Origin of the sequence: Vibrio sp. 10N.261.46.E11, assembly GCF_041472735.1 — a bacterium.
Taxonomy (GTDB): domain Bacteria; phylum Pseudomonadota; class Gammaproteobacteria; order Enterobacterales; family Vibrionaceae; genus Vibrio.
Genome location: NZ_JBFRQW010000004.1, coordinates 36,575 through 52,341 on the forward strand (window position 1 = coordinate 36,575; position 15,767 = coordinate 52,341).

Annotated in this window: 12 protein-coding genes and 1 pseudogene; 8 read left to right on the plus strand and 5 right to left on the minus strand. The window is 43.1% G+C overall.

Annotated elements, in window-relative coordinates:
* Positions 1-100 precede the first annotated feature (100 nt).
* The gene (locus AB4407_RS02225) at positions 101-1,000 is read right to left on the minus strand and encodes a DMT family transporter (protein ID WP_372118175.1); all 900 of its coding nucleotides are present in this window, start codon (positions 998-1,000) and stop codon (positions 101-103) included.
* 122 nt (positions 1,001-1,122) lie between these two features.
* Between AB4407_RS02225 and AB4407_RS02230 the strand changes: the two genes are divergently transcribed.
* Entirely contained in the window at positions 1,123-2,553 is a 1,431-nt protein-coding gene (locus AB4407_RS02230) for a PLP-dependent aminotransferase family protein (RefSeq protein ID WP_372118177.1), read from the plus strand.
* 252 nt (positions 2,554-2,805) lie between these two features.
* Positions 2,806-3,969 (plus strand): amino acid permease, encoded by a 1,164-nt coding sequence (locus AB4407_RS02235; RefSeq protein WP_372118371.1) that lies wholly within the window; start codon positions 2,806-2,808, stop codon positions 3,967-3,969.
* A 121-nt stretch (positions 3,970-4,090) separates the two neighbouring features.
* Here AB4407_RS02235 and AB4407_RS02240 read toward each other — a convergent pair whose 3' ends face one another.
* Complete coding sequence (locus AB4407_RS02240; RefSeq protein ID WP_372118179.1) at positions 4,091-6,070, minus strand: methyl-accepting chemotaxis protein; 1,980 nt, start codon at positions 6,068-6,070, stop codon at positions 4,091-4,093.
* Positions 6,071-6,495: 425 nt separating this feature from the next.
* On the opposite strand from AB4407_RS02240, the gene AB4407_RS02245 reads away from it, so the two are divergent.
* The 3 genes and pseudogenes from AB4407_RS02245 to AB4407_RS02255 form a co-directional block, all read left to right on the plus strand.
* Positions 6,496-6,669, plus strand: coding sequence for a hypothetical protein (locus AB4407_RS02245; RefSeq protein WP_372118181.1), 174 nt, complete (start codon positions 6,496-6,498; stop codon positions 6,667-6,669).
* Between the two features lie 127 nt (positions 6,670-6,796).
* Positions 6,797-7,381, plus strand: coding sequence for a TetR/AcrR family transcriptional regulator (locus tag AB4407_RS02250; protein WP_372118184.1), 585 nt, complete (start codon positions 6,797-6,799; stop codon positions 7,379-7,381).
* A gap of 115 nt (positions 7,382-7,496) precedes the next feature.
* Positions 7,497-7,691: pseudogene (locus AB4407_RS02255) on the plus strand (PTS fructose transporter subunit IIB); the annotation flags it as partial.
* Positions 7,692-7,798: 107 nt separating this feature from the next.
* On the opposite strand, the gene AB4407_RS02260 reads toward AB4407_RS02255, so the two are convergent.
* Entirely contained in the window at positions 7,799-9,424 is a 1,626-nt protein-coding gene (locus tag AB4407_RS02260; RefSeq protein WP_372118186.1) for an ABC transporter substrate-binding protein, read from the minus strand.
* 149 nt (positions 9,425-9,573) lie between these two features.
* Between AB4407_RS02260 and mpaA the strand changes: the two genes are divergently transcribed.
* Positions 9,574-10,284: a murein tripeptide amidase MpaA gene (gene mpaA / locus AB4407_RS02265; RefSeq protein ID WP_372118189.1), complete on the plus strand. Its 711-nt coding sequence runs from the start codon at positions 9,574-9,576 to the stop codon at positions 10,282-10,284.
* A 259-nt stretch (positions 10,285-10,543) separates the two neighbouring features.
* On the opposite strand, the gene AB4407_RS02270 is transcribed toward mpaA, so the two are convergent.
* A complete protein-coding gene (locus AB4407_RS02270) occupies positions 10,544-11,473 on the minus strand; it encodes a LysR substrate-binding domain-containing protein (protein ID WP_372118192.1) in 930 nt (309 codons plus the stop codon).
* A 126-nt stretch (positions 11,474-11,599) separates the two neighbouring features.
* Between AB4407_RS02270 and AB4407_RS02275 the strand changes: the two genes are divergently transcribed.
* Both AB4407_RS02275 and AB4407_RS02280 read left to right on the plus strand, forming a co-directional pair.
* Entirely contained in the window at positions 11,600-13,195 is a 1,596-nt protein-coding gene (locus tag AB4407_RS02275; protein WP_372118194.1) for a BCCT family transporter, read from the plus strand.
* A complete protein-coding gene (locus AB4407_RS02280; RefSeq protein WP_136980213.1) occupies positions 13,195-14,322 on the plus strand; it encodes a mandelate racemase/muconate lactonizing enzyme family protein in 1,128 nt (375 codons plus the stop codon). Before AB4407_RS02275 ends, AB4407_RS02280 begins: the two co-directional genes overlap by 1 nt.
* A 536-nt stretch (positions 14,323-14,858) precedes the next feature.
* Here AB4407_RS02280 and AB4407_RS02285 read toward each other — a convergent pair.
* Complete coding sequence (locus tag AB4407_RS02285) at positions 14,859-15,605, minus strand: phage tail protein (RefSeq protein ID WP_372118198.1); 747 nt, start codon at positions 15,603-15,605, stop codon at positions 14,859-14,861.
* Between the last annotated feature and the right edge of the window lie 162 nt (positions 15,606-15,767).

Here is a 15,767-nt window from a genome sequence, read left to right on the forward strand (position 1 = left end):
GTTATTCTACAATCAAAAATTCTAACGAAGTTATCGAGATTTTTAACAAGCTAGGGTGACCAGTTAGTTACTACGATTGGTATAATTTTTGGTAGACACATTACCTCTCTAATGCTGTTCGTCTGCGGAACTTAATCAACTCAGGCTTTTTCACCACCAGATAAACAGCGGTCGCTGACAACGCGAAGCCTATTGCGCCATAAATGTCGAACGACTCTCCAAAAATGAGCCATGCTTGAATGGCTGTTGTGGGTGGAACTAAGTAAAACACCGATGCCACACTTGAAGAAGCGCCATGCTCTACCATGTAAAGCAGCAATAAAATAGCAATGCACGATAAAACAATCACTAGCCAAGCCAGAGTTAACGTGAACTCAATGGTCCAGTTCACCTGCATAGTTTCGTAGCGCATTGCAAAAGGTAAGAACAATGCTGCTGCAGCCAAGTACTGCACCATCGCGCCACCGACCATATCTGTGCCCTGACAAAAGCGTTTCTGATACAAGGTACCGACCGTGATACCAACCAAAGAAACCAAACACAACAAAGTTGCCATGACTTTTTGGTCGTCTGACTGCCACTCAATATTGCCCATCAGCACCAAGCTAATACCTGCGAAACCAAGTGCTAAACCTAACCATTGTGCGAAATTAAAACGCTGCGAGGTACAGCTGATCATGATCAACGCTGTCAGAATCGGTTGTAAGCCAACAAGCAGAGAACTCAACCCGGCGGGCATACCCATATCAATCGCGAGATAAGTGCCACCAAGGTAGAAGCCATGAATCAAGATACCCACCACACAAGCGTGGAAAAATGCTCGGCCACGAGGAATACGACGCTTAAGGATTGAAATCAAAACCAAGAATAGCGCCACGTTGGCTACCATCCTAAGTGAAAGTAACGTTGCGGGTTCAGCGTATTCAACACCAAGACGGGCGCCAACAAAGCCTGACGACCACAATAGTACAAACACAAACGGAATCATTTTAATCAGCATCACAAACCTCTGGTCAACTCTTCATCAATGCTGTTACCTTAGTTGGGTACAGATAACTTATAAAGATACAGACACAACACTTTAAATGGTTACAGATTGAGTATAAGTAACAAGGAGGATGCGTGGAAGTAGAACTCAGCGGCAATAAATATCTCGCTATAGAACAACACATTAAGGCTCAGATCGATAAAGGGCTCTTTCACCCAGACGACCGCTTGCCTTCTATTCGTCAACTCAGTGAACAACTCGGTGTGAGCAAAAACACCGTGATTCGCGCTTATCAAGAACTGGAAGCGACGGGCTGGGTTTATTCAGTGCCTAAATCAGGTTATCGCGTTAAAGCACCCAATACCACCAGCTGGGATGCACCAAGCCAGCCTCAAAAAGTCGATCTGCTTTCCGTGACTAAATCAGTTCTCTCTCGCCCAAAAGGCCGTCTAAAATTGTTGGCAGGTTCAGCACACCCGAACATTAATAACCCTGCCATTCGTAGCTTGTACGCCGAAATCGGTCGCCATAGCCGTTTGCAAACTCAACTTCCCGGTTATTACCAATTACCTCCCGGCGATGAGCAATTAGTGAAGCAGTTGTTAAAGATCACCCATGATCTAGGCGTACCTGCGGGATCGAATGAGATTGCGATTACACATGGTGCTCAACAGGCGATCAGTCTGGCTTTACGTGCATTAACCAAACCGGGAGACATCGTGGCGGTCGAATCGCCCTGTTACTTCGGCAATCTGCTTTTACTTGAATCGCTTGGTTTGCAAGCACTAGAAATTCCAAGCAGTGCTAGCCACGGCATTGATATTCCATCACTACAAAGTTCGTTGAACAAATGGGAAGTAAAAACCTTACTGCTAACACCAAACTTTACCAATCCAACGGGTTCACGAATGCCATTGGCTAACCGAAAGGCATTACTGGATATCTCCGGATCTTTACCGATTATCGAAGACGATGTATTCGGTAGCTTGGCATTCGACACACCCATTGCCAGCCTCAAAGAGCTTGATGACCAAGATCGAGTCATTTACGTCAACTCTTTGTCCAAGACCTTAGATTCTCGCTTGCGTATTGGCTGGTTACTCTCAGGTCGTTACCAAGCTCAAGTTGAAAAATACCTATTATGCGACAACATGGGCAGCTCCAATTTAATGCAATCAGCGGTTGGGCACTTCCTCACTACGGGGAAATATCGAAGTCATTTGTCTAAGATGAAGCGACTCTACCAAGTCAATCAAAAGCAATTCCAAAGCCTGTTAATACAAGCGCTTGATGGCTATGAACACCTTGTTGGCCGCTACCATCTGTCAAAGCCTGAGGGATCTTTTCTAAACTGGATCACGTTACCTGAATCGGTCGATAGCTACGCAATTTATCAAGATTGTTTGAAGCACAAATTGGGAATATTACCTGGCACAGTATTTGGGACAAACGATCAATATAAACACTGCTTGCGCTTCACGGTAGCGAACATCGAAGAGAGTAAAGAGTGGCAAGAAGGGGTTGTGACACTAGCGAAGATAATCGCGAAACATACTTCTTTCTAATCGAATATTTCTGACTGCTAGATCATCCAACAATGAATAAACGTTAACTAAAACAACAAATACAATCACCAAGAAAATACTTCAAACGATCACAGATAACACTCCGAAATACCTTTGTAAGTTTTTTAGAAAAATTCAAAAATAATTAGAATTTAACCCCTATCTTTACTGAGTATTTTGTTAGTCTTGGAAACAATTATTTACAATCCAAACAAAAATTAATTGGATCGCTAGAGGTTGTTTTTTTTGAATATGAAATTATTCGGCAGTTCCCTAATCCTTTCGGGAACTGCATTAGGGGCAGGCATGCTTGCTATTCCCATGGTGTTGGCCCAATTTGGCTTCATGATCAGCTCAGTGCTGATGCTACTTATCTTTATCGGCACCACTTACTCTGCTCTTCTACTGGCAGAAGCGTGCACCAAAACGAAAGACAACAGCGGCATGAGCAGTGTTGCTTACCTCACTCTGGGCAGCAAAGGTAAACACTTTATCAATGCACTCTTTTATCTGCTGCTAGTATGTATGCTGATCGCTTATATCTTGGGCGTGGGCGACATAATCCATAAGCTACTGCTGGATGTTGGCGTAGACATCTCTACACCCGCTGCTTATACCGTTTTCAGCCTATTGATGGGTGTGATTGTAGTCGCGGGTAAGTCTTATATCGATAAGTTGAACCGTGGCCTATTCATCATGATGGTGGTAATGCTGTTCATTGTTATCGCTTCTCTGTTTAGCAATATCCGTCTAGATTACCTCACTCAAATTAGCCAATACACGGCCAATGACGTGGTGCAATATAGCGCGGTTATCTTTACTAGCTTTGCCTCTATGGTGGTGATCCCGTCACTGGTTATCTACAACCGTGAAGCGACTCAAAAGCAGATCCGTAACATGATTCTGCTTGGGTCAGTGATTCCACTAATCTGCTACCTAACTTGGTTGTTCGCGATTATCGGTAACCTTGGTACAGACGCTATCAGCCAGTTCCATAACATTTCAGAACTGATCTCGGCGTTTAGCGGGCAGTCTGCTTGGTTGAAGGTAGTTATTGCGCTGTTCTCAGCATTGGCACTGGTGACCTCTTTCCTTGGTGTATCCATGGCGCTGTATGACCAAAACAAAGACGCTGTAACCAACAACAAGCTAATGGCTTACGCTCTGACCTTTGTACTGCCTTTAGTATTAGCAGAGTTGTTCGCGAGCCAGTTTGTGAGCATGCTGGATTATGCGGGCATGGTGTTGGTGTTCCTAGCTATTTGGGGACCACTCGCAATGGTGGTTAAGGTTCGTAGGCCTGACTTCCCTCACCTACAAACCGAGGGCAGCTACACAGCAGCCGGTGGCGACACGGCACTGATGGCAACATTCGGTTTTGGTGCGTTGATTTTTATCTCTTGGTTTATGGGATAAATCCCACTTGAATAGACTATCTTTTGCCATTTAGAAGGGAGCAGATACAAAAAGCCCATTAGTCCTGCTATTGATGAAGTGACTAACGGGCTTTTTTACTTCTTGTTAGGTGCTTGGTTAGTTAGCTCTTAAACGTACCTGCGATATCTTTCAGTGAAGCCGCCAGTTCAGCTTGTTCTTTGGCTGTTGCAGCAATTTGCGTTGCGCCTGTCGTAGATTCTGTCGACTTCTGCTCTACCGCGACAACGTTCTGAGCAATATCTTGAGTCACTACTGCTTGCTCTTCAGTTGCGGTTGCGATCTGCTCTGCCATGCTGAATATTTCGCTCACAGCCCCTGAAATATCTTGCAGGGTCTGTTCTACTCCTCGTGAGTCTTCAACCGCTCTTGAAGACATCTTCTTGCTGTTATCAATCACATTGAACGCTGTTTGCACGTCAGATTGTAGCGAGTTAATGAAGCCTTCAATTTCCGAAGTGGACTGTTGCGTACGCTGAGCCAAAGTACGAACTTCATCGGCTACGACAGCAAAACCACGACCTTGTTCACCTGCTCGAGCGGCTTCAATCGCTGCATTTAACGCTAACAAATTGGTTTGTTCGGCAACAGATTTAATCACATCAATCACACTGTTAATGTTGTTGCTGCTTTCGTGTAGATGAGTGATTTTTTCAGCGAGGCCGTTAATCTCAGAAGCCAAGGTTTCTATCGACTCATAAGATTGTTGAACCGTGCTTAAGCCTTGCTGTGATTGTTCATTAGCGATCTTCGCTGAGCTTGCCGTTTGCTGTGTTTTAGCCGCGACTTCATTCACCGTCGCTGATAGCTCTTCTGTTGCTGTCGCAATCAAGCCAATCTGGTCTTGCTGTTCAACTAAGGTGCTTGAGTTGTATTGGCAAGTTTGCGCCGTCTCTTCTGCTGCTGAAGCAAGTGTCAGGCTAGATTGAGATAGGTTATCGATAACTTGAGAAAACTTCTCTAATGTTTCATTAAGCGACGATGAGATTTGACCCAGCTCACTATTACCTTCGTAAGTCGCACGAACGGTTAAGTCATTGTCATTTCGGACTTTAGAAAGTACTCGCGTTAGATCTTTAACTCGAGTCGTTAAATCAGTAATGGCTTTGAAGCTAACAAAAGTTGCGAACAAAGTGATCACAACAAACATCACAATGCTGCCCATCATTGCTGATTGAGCTTGCTGAGTTTTCTGATCAGTCAGTGTAATAAGAGACTGTGCTAACTGATTTTCGGTCTTCTTCAGCTGAACAATTCGTGCCGTCGATTGAGCAAACCAATAAACAGGATCGACATCAAAATCACTCATTTTCGATTCAGCCACATCACGAAGTTTTTCCACTTCAGCCACCGAGCGATCATTCAGTTGCTGTTTAAAGAAATCAACGTTATCTGGGTTACCCAAAACTTCAAAGTTCGCAAAATATGTATTTTGCTCGGTTACCAAAGAGATGAATTTAACCAGCATACCCGGGCCAAATTCATTTTTAGAAAAGGTGTTGTTGAGAACCGCACGTTCGATACCCGCACGCTCTTTGCCTTGTAGAAAATTATAGTAGGCGATGGTTTCTGTCGTGATGGTGGCATCAGTACTTAGCTCAGCAATTAATGCAGATACACTCAATAACTTAGCATTAAGTTTGGTGTAGTAACCTAATGCTTCAGAAAGCGGAATTGATTGAGAATCCACTCTATTGCGAATCGAAGTAATTTGGTTGAAGCTTTGGCTGATTTCAGTATTCAGACGCGTGATCTGCGATAAATCGATTTCTTCAGACTGCCAGTACTCGGTTCTTTGATTGCGTTTGCTGTCTGCGTTAATTCTTTGTGCTTTTAGCTCACTGCCAAACTTGTTTCCCTGTGAGCCGATAAAACCAGCGGTCATACCACGCTCTTTCTGTAACTCGTGCACCAACTCACTGTACACAACCGACAAACGCGTAAGTTGGTTTAATGACGACATTTCACTGGTGGTTTCTACGCCTTTTGAAATGGCAGAAACACTAAGCCATAAAAACCCTAAGATCGGTAAGATAAGCAAAGCGATGATTTTTTGCTTAAATGACATATCGGTTAAATTCATTATTATTTCCCTAACAACTAACAAATCTTCTCAGTCATCGAATTAGGCTTCCTTCTAACGGGTGCGCCTTAATGGTGACTCTATAATTATTCAAGCTGACCCATGTAAACCATGACCTAACCACACAGTTCAGCACAGAGGACGTTAACATTTAACCTTATAAAACTCATTGATTTATCAATGAAACTGTTAACTATCTGACTTAACCAGACGAAAAATACGTGTAACAACATTCCTCTGACGCAGTGACTAAAAATTGACACTCATTGCATAATCATAAAGTGGTAGATCAGCACTCACTGTGTAACCCTTACCAAGCTGTTCACTCACGATCATCTATATATTCAGTCTCAAATATGTATACTGCCGAGCCCGTTAAATAGAGAATCGCTGTAAATATGCGATGACCACTGAGAGATATTTTTATGGATTGCCCCACTTGCGAAGAACACATTGGTTGGGAATGGGTAGAAGAGGAAACAATCGAACCCAATGAAGAGTTCGACTGCCCTGAGTGTGAAGAAACTCTGATGTACACTATCGATGAAGGCACCTATTACGGCGCGCAGCATAAAACAGTCGAAGTTGTTGATGAATAGAGTTTTTTATTTCCGATTGATGCTCTCGATCTTTGCGAGATTGCCAGAGTAACCAGACACTCCTTTACTGGAACGAACGTTCATCTTAAAATATTGAACATATGTTCAGATTAATGAAGTAGATGTTATGGCCAAGACAGCAAAGTTCGATAGACAAGACGTAGTAGATAAAGCGACTAATCTGTATTGGGAAAAAGGTTTTCACGCAACTTCTATGCGCAATCTACAGGACGTGATTGATATGCGTCCGGGCAGCATCTACGCGGCTTTTGGCAGCAAAGAAGGCTTGTTTAAAGAAACATTAGCTCGTTATACCGAACTCGGCATTCTCAACCTGAACCGCTCGCGCAGCGAAACCGACTCTCCAATCAAAGCACTAGAAAACTTCGTAAAACGTGCCGTTGTCGAATCGAAAAAAAGCGCGCCTAACGGCATGTGTATGCTGGCTAAAACAGTAGCTGAACTGACGGGTGAGCACGCTGAATTATTAGAAGAAGCCAAGAAATCACTGAAGATCATGGAAGGCGAGTTCGCTAAGCTGATTACCGAAGCTCAAGAGCTAGGTGAGATCAGCAAAGAGCGTGAACCCGCTCAACTTGCTCGTCATGTTCAAGTCCAGATAGCAGGCCTGCGTACCTACGCGAAAACCTGTGACGACATCGATTTGCTTAACTCAATGGTTGAAGACGTATTTAAGTATCATCCTTTCTAAAAGCTGAGCTTATTTAGAAGCCATACATAAAGACTCCACTGTTAGCCATAAGCTAGAGCGGAGTCTTTTTTAGTTTTGATCTAGTTAACTTTATAGATGATTAACTTTAGTGTTTAAGATTAAGGTAGAAACTCAAGGTCAAAACGGTATTCAGAACCGCATCAGCGACCTAGATGTAGCGAACGCGAAGCTAGTTATCTTGGCTCACGATATTCAAGTGAAAGACGCTCACCGCTTTGCAAACGCGAACGTGATTGAGTGTTCAACGAAAGAAGCAATGAAGAAAGCCTCGACTATGGTGGCTATCTAAAACCTGAAACAAGTTAGAAGATAAAATTACTACCCCCTAGTAACTAAAATCCCCATTCGCCTTGTCAGCAAATGGGGATTTTATATTTATATAATGTTCAAAGCTTTTTACTGCTTGATATAAAGATCCTTAGAATAGATTCGGCCTTCTACGTTGTTCTTGGCAAAGCCACCGACACTTGGTCGCACTAGGCGAGCTTGCATATAGTAGTAGATTGGCGCGATCGGCATATCTTCAGCCAGTAACTGCTCCGCTTGGTCATAGAAACCTTGGCGATCTTGTTCGCTGGTAGCGGCTAGGGCGCTGTCCATCGCTGCGTCGTACTTGTCGTTGTTGTAACGCGCAAAGTTACCTGAAGACTCCGAGCGCAATAAGCTCAAGAAGGTCGACGCTTCATTGTAGTCACCACACCAAGATGCTCGCATCACATCAAAATCACCTTGTCGACGTGATACTAAGTAAGATTTCCACTCTTGGTTTTCCAACTCAACTTGCGCGCCTAGATTACTTTTCAGCATGGATGCAATCGCCACCGCAATCGACTTATTCGATTCGCTGGTGTTGTAAAGCAATCTAAAATCTAGCGGGTTAGACGCATCGTATCCGGCTTCTTTCAGCAACTCTTTCGCCTTTTGGTCACGCTCCCTTTGAATCCATGTACTGTACTCAGGTTGAGTGGCATCAAAACCTGCCGTGTATTCATGAGCAAAGGTATAAGCTGGTAAGTTACCTACTTGAGTCACTCCATTAGTAATCACATTACGCATCATGGAATAAGACACCGCTTTCCGCACTCGCGCATCATCAAACGGAGGCCGCGTGGTATTGAACGCGTAATAGTAAGTACACAATAAAGGTACCGCTGTATACGCGTCTTGATATTTCATTTTTAGCTGCTGCGCCATGTGTGGCGGCACATCAGACGTAATATCGACCTCGCCCACCGCATAACGGTTAATCGACGCATTCTGGTTCTCAAACGGAATGTAAGTCACTTGGGTTAAGTGCGTATCTGAACTGTCCCAATATTTCGGGTTCTTCTTCAGTTCAATGCGTTCGTTCACCACCCACTCGCCTAAAACAAACGCACCATTGCCAACAAACTGCTTCGGATCGCTCCACGGCTTATCTCTGTTTTCTAGCGTTGCCTTATGAACTGGCATCATTGAGGTGTGGCCCGTCATCGCGACAAAGTAAGGCACTTTACTATCGAGCTCGAATTTCACCGTGTGCTTATCAACCGCCGAGATACCGAGCTCTTCAACGGGCTTCTTACCTTCAGCTACGTCAGCAATGTTGTTGATTTGAGTAAGCTTAAGATACCAAACATTTGGCGAAGCGAGTTTCGGGTCGACCGCGCGTCGTATCGCATACACAAAATCATCGGCTGTCACCGGATCGCCATTCGACCATTGCGCGTCTTTACGCAAGTGGAATACAAACGTCTGGTTGTCTTCGGTTTCCCAAGACTGTGCAACACCCGGGGTAATATTGCCATCGCGGTCTTGAATCACTAAACCTTCAAATAGGTCACGCAGAATGTGCATTTCAGGCAAGCCTTCTGCCTTCGCCGGATCGAGTGTCGCTGCTTCTGCATCATTGGCTCGCACCAAATGTTGTTCTTTCGCCAGTGAAACACCAGCAGGGAAGGTTTCAGCAACGGCAGTCACTGAGATAAAAGGGGTCAATAAAGATGAAATGAGTAAAGCCGTTGAATGTTTTTTAAAATCCATGTTTTTTTGCTCTCCTAGCCTATCTTTGAAGCAAAGTAATAAAATTAACAATGCGACGGTTGACGAGTTTTGACGCTATGGTTTATTTAATAGAGGTCATCTAAATAGTAGTGACACTTTGATACTACTTGATCAATCAGGAGATTAAGGTGAGTTTAATTCCAAGAACGGAAAGAGCTGCGTTTTCGATAAAGCCGCTGTCATATGGAAAATCGGTGTTGGGTGCGCCTTTGCTCTATTTCCCCGCACAAGTAGAAAGCGAATCTCGCGGGCTGATCTTAGCGGGCACACACGGCGATGAGACCGCATCTATCGCGGGTTTATCTTGCGCGCTAAGAAGCTTACCTGCCGCTAACTTACGACACGATGTGATCCTGTCGATGAACCCAGACGGCAATCAACTAGGTACCCGAGCCAACGCTAACCAAGTCGATCTCAACCGCGCCTTTCCGACACAAAACTGGACTAAAAACGGCACCGTCTATCGCTGGAGTTCTCACTCCCCAGTCAGAGATGTAAAAGTGAAAACAGGCCAAGCTGATCAACTTGAACCGGAAGTGCAGTCGCTCATTAACCTCATTGAGCAACGCCAACCCAAATTCGTCATCTCTTTCCACGAACCACTCGCCATGGTCGACGACCCAACTCAATCAGAACTCGCCACTTGGCTAGGCAAGCAGTTCAACCTACCACTCGTCGAAGACGTCGATTACGAAACCCCAGGCTCATTCGGCACATGGTGCCAAGAAAGAAACCTACCGTGTATTACCTTAGAACTACCGCCAGTGTCTGCGGATCTGACTATTGAACAATACTTGGATGCGTTTGTGGCGGTGTTGGGGTGTGAGGAGATTGGTTAGACAAACTCGTTTTTGGACAAAAGTGAGTCAGGACTTACTCTAAATTAGCAATTCGTGGATAACTAAAGGTATTGAATGTCGCTTAACGTTGCGCCCATTTTTGATGGTACACATTATTGCGGCTGACAATGCATAAGTACCAACGGATGCATTGTTAGCCGCTACCAAATATTTAAATTATCGTTGGTTTGCTTTCCTTGCAAAAACAACCAATAGCCCCTCCATCTATATTCCCTACTCTATCGTTAAATAGATACTCTTAATCATAACCAACATTGTCGCCAATTTCTTCATGCAAGAATGATATAAAACGTACAGCTTGAGTTGAGAGTGATGCGCCTTTCCTTGTCAATATATAATAAGCCTTATGATGCGTTATGCTCATCTTTGGGAATGGAATAATTAGTTTTTTTTCATCTAGCTGTTCTCTGATTAGATCAATACCGCATAGCGCAACGCCAATCCCATTTTTAGCAAACTCGGCTAACAAGTCTGATTGCCCAACTGTATGACCAGTGCCGACTTGCAGACCAACGTTGCTGTATTTATTAGACCAATATTGCCAATCTGTTGTGTCTCTATCATGGATTAAATGCACGTTTTTCTTGCATAGGTCTTTTGCATTAAACAGCCCTTTAGATTGTTGATACTCGGGCGAACAGACAGGGACATAACATAAACTCGTAAGAAATTTAACGTCAAAATCCTCCCAATCATCCATCTCTCCCCATTTAATGGCAAGTTCGGTGTTGTCTGAAAATTCCAAGGTATTGGTTGTCAATACTTCATTGATTAGGACGTTAGGATTGCTAGAAAGGAATTTTGGCAAATGTGAGCTAATGATTGTCTTGCTAATTACTGGCTCAGATTCAATGTTCAGATTGAAATTCTGAGAACTGTTATTGAAGTCAATAATCGAGTTCCTAAGAGAAAAATAAGGTATTTTTATCTCGTTATAAAAACGCTCACCATCTGGAGTTAGTCGAATTACATTTCCATTTCTGTGAAATAATTTTACGCAAAGCATACTTTCGAGCTTTGTTATGTGCTTGCTGATTGCAGCTTGCGTTTGATTAAGATCACGACTCGCCAATGTAAAGCTATTTTTCTCTGCTGAAATTATAAATGAGGTAAGCCAGTCATAGTGAGGAATTCGTGGGAATTCTCTTTTTACTTCTATGGTCTTCATAACGTTTTGTTATTCACCCGCGCGTAAACATTGGTTGATTATGACCCTTTAGCGCTTAACATTCAGCGGTGGATATAACATTTATCAATGTAACTAACAGAATGTCATAAACTAAAGGGTCGCAAAATGACAACAACTACACATGTGGATTTACCACAATCAGAGAAATCTAGTGTCGATATATCGCTCATAGTAATCAGTTTAGCGTTTGTATTTAGCACTATCGCAATGCTAATGGTCTTTCCTGATGCCTCGCAAGAAGTAGCTAAAAGCATGTTTTCAGGCTTAACAAACAGCATTGGGTCATCCGTCCAATTGCTTGGTTTTGTAAGCGTATGCATCGTTTTTGCTATAGCTGCCAGTCGATACGGAACAATTAAACTAGGTGACGGCAAGCCTGAATACACAAACATGAGTTGGATATTTATGTTTATTTGTGCGGGTCTTGGCTCAGCAACGATGTATTGGGCGTTCATGGAATGGGCTTATTATTATAATAGCATCGGGCTAAATATAGACTCTCAAACTAATGAGTCACTAAGAACTAGTCTTTCTTATGTATTCTTCCACTGGGGATTCACACCCTGGTCTATTTATGCACTATGTGCAATAACTATGGCGTACCACTTTCATGTTAATAGAAGCAAAGGTCTAAACCTTGCCTCACTAATCGCTGCAATTACTGGCATGAAAGAAGATAGTCCCGTGAGCAAAGTTATTGGTATTGCGATTAACCTTACATTTTTGTTTGCAACATTTGGCGGTCTAATACTTACCACCACCGTAACAGTTAACACAGTATCAACTGGATTTTCTGAGCTGTTCGAATTTGATAACACATTTTTATTTCAAGCCGTTTTATTGGCTGTAATTACACTCACGTTTACACTAAGTTCGTACATAGGTATCGGTGAAGGTCTTCAAAAGATTGCAAAAGCTGCATGCGGCATGACTTTTGTTTTCGGTCTTGTTGTTCTTCTACTTGGCGACACAGCCTTTATCGTAGACTTCCTTGTTAACTCTATTGGTTTAACAATTTCTAACTTTGTAGAAATGAGTTTATTTACCGATGCGACTAATGACGGCTCTTTCAACAAAGATTGGACAGTGTTCTACTGGCTATACTGGGTAACTTATACACCTGCTGTTGCTATTTTCGTTACTCGCATCTCAAAAGGCAGAACGATTCGTGAAGTTATCATTGGCTTAGTATCTGGCGGCTGTGCTGGTTGCTGGTTCTTCTTTGGTAGCCTAAGTGGTTACGCTATTGATATGTTCAATTCTGGCGTCATTAACTCTCCTGAAATATTGTCTACAGTTAGTGGTGATTTGGCTATTTCTCAACTAATCAGCGCATTGCCATTTGGCACATTCCTTTCTGTTTTCTACTTCGTACTAATGATGATATTCCTTGCATCTCACCTAGATGCTACCGCCTACACTGTTGCGGCAGTTAGCGTTAAAGGGTTGAAGCAAAACGAAGACCCATCTAAGGCTTTGCGTCTATTTTGGTGCGTAATGTTAAGCGTTTTGCCTCTTAGCATGCTTTACATTGATGCCTCATTATCCACTCTTAAGACAGCTGTTGTTCTAACTGCTGCTCCATTTATTATTGTTCTACTGTTGTGCATATATGGGTTGAAAGTATTTTTATCTACGCACGATTTCGAAGACGAAAGTAAAAACACACAATTAATAAAATTACCTAGTGAGGTAAACTGATGAATGCTCCAAAAATTAAAGACGTTGAAGTTATCCACCTACGCGTCCCTAATGTTGATGAAACATGCACTTGGGGAGAAGACGCCGTTATTATAAAAGTGACAACAGATCAAGGTCTAGTTGGTTATGGTGAAGCTGACTCTTCACCACTTGGCGTAAAATCAGTGATAGAAGCCCCTAGCACAAATTTCTACTGTGAAGGTTTAAAAAGTATCATTGTTGGCGAAAATGCCTTAGAGATAGAGCGGTTGTGGGAGCTAATGTATTATCGTTCTAACTATATGGGCCGAAGAGGTCTTGGCATCCACGCAATTAGCGCAATCGACATTGCTCTGTGGGATATCGCAAGTCAATTTTATCAGGTTCCTATTCATACATTACTTGGCGGCAAGTATAGAGATAAAATTAGAGCATACGGCACATTTATTCCAGACGCAAAACCAGAAAATAACCGAGCGATCGCAAGGAAACTAGTTGATCAAGGGTTTACTAGTATTAAGTTTGGAGGTGGTGTATTTGGTGATGATCCAGAAACCGACATTGAAATTGTTCGTCATGTTCGTGAAGAGATTGGCGATTCTATTGAGTTACAAATAGATCTAGCTTCAAAATGGCACACTGTTGGCCACACTGTTGATATGTGTAAGCGACTTGAAAAGTATAACCTTAACTGGGTTGAAGAGCCTGTATTAGCTGACATACCAGAAAGTTATGCGAAGATCTCAGATAAGGTATTACCTAAGTTGGCTGGTGGCGAATCTCTAACCACAAGATTTGAGTTTAAGGCGTTTCTAGAAAACTCTAAGGTTGACATTATTCAACCCGATATTACTCGCTGTGGTGGCTTTACTGAGATGAAACGCATCTATGAGTTAGCTCGATATCACGGTGTTAAGTTAGTACCACACGGGTTTAGCACTGGTATTCTTAATGCTGCCACCATTCAGTTTCTAGCCTCACTTCCTGATGGCGATCTAATGGAATACTCACAAAGCGATAGCCCACTATATACAGATCTTGTTGCTAATAAAGAAGGTCTTCAAGACGGTTATGTTCACGTTCCTGACACTATTGGACTTGGTATAACACTGAATAGTAACTTGATGACAAAATATATTGTCGAATAAATAAGACAGTTAAAGCCCCTAAATAGGGTTTTGTCGCAATCTGGAGTGCTGAGCTATTATCCCCTCAGCACTCATTAAATTTTAGCATTATGACTATAAACATTTATGGTCGCCACTTTCCTTCCCTCATCATCCATCAGGCCATTTGTTCGCTATTACGTTCCTTATAAATTCAGCGACTGTGAAACGCCTTTGTAGTTGCTTCTGAGGATCCCCCCCTTTTTTGAACCCATGAAACTTCTGCAGTTTATCCGCGTGGCAGTGTCAGGTGCAATACCCTTAAGCTGTTCTTTTTCTGATAACATTTTCTTGCTCATAAGTCTTTTCTCGATTCAAAAATGACATTAGATAATTGATAACATCATGAGCCACTAGTTGCACTTTAGAACCTTGTTCGAAAAAACAATGGGGCAAAGATGAGTTAAAGATCCTAGTAACTCACCTGTGATCACCAAGCGATTCTGTCGTTTCGTAAGGCCTGTGCACGTTGAGAAGCTTATCCTTACTCAAGCACCACAATTCCCTTACAGAGGAATTTAATACCTAGAGGGATAAGTACCATTCACTGCAATACAGTGGGTAAGCCCGACAAAAGGCTGTCTGTTTTCAAACTCCTCCCCCTCCCCCGTAGACTCCACCTCACCTTCCACGAAAATATTATTACCAAACTGCACCTCAGACTTCCCCGTTCCGACTAAATGCGCTCCCGAGGTTCCAGCGCTTCCATAGATCTTCACTTCGTCATTGTCACCGAAGTTATCTTTTCCTACCGTGTTTAAAAATGTAGCGCCACTCGCCGGTACCTTATGACTGGTTCCTGAACTGGTAGAAAGTGGTACTTCCACAGCAACGTCAATATTGACATTACTCGCATTAACTCGGACACCACTCCCGACCGTATGCCTGTGAGGCGGCAGATGACTCTGGGTTAGTCTAATGAAATCCTCACCACCACGTTGAGCTAATGCTACAGCTCTCAAACCAGGCCCAAACCCTTGACCTATTGCGGTGCGGCCACGCATATCTGGCAGCTGGAAGTTGGTTCTAGCATCGCCACCAAAGTTTGTACCCAATAAGGAATACAGCGCTTGCCATTCACTGATTGGCAAATATTGACCTTCCGCTTTCATATAATACGGAGCAGGGCAAAAATCTGCTGCTGTTACACACACAGAACCTATGAAAGGGTCCGTACTGCAGCTAGCCGTGGCACTGCCTGATGAAAACACACCAATTATTACAGCTATCGGTGCCAGCTTACACATCCATTTATTTATACGCATTTGAAGCTCCTTAATGTTAAACCGTTACACAAAATCTCCTTCCCTTCCATAAACCGAAGAGCTCTATCCCCCCCACCCTTTTCAGCCATGTTTACGAAATAGATTTTGTTTCCGACGAATCTAGTGCCTAACAATGCTCCGCTCAATTACACGGTATTACAC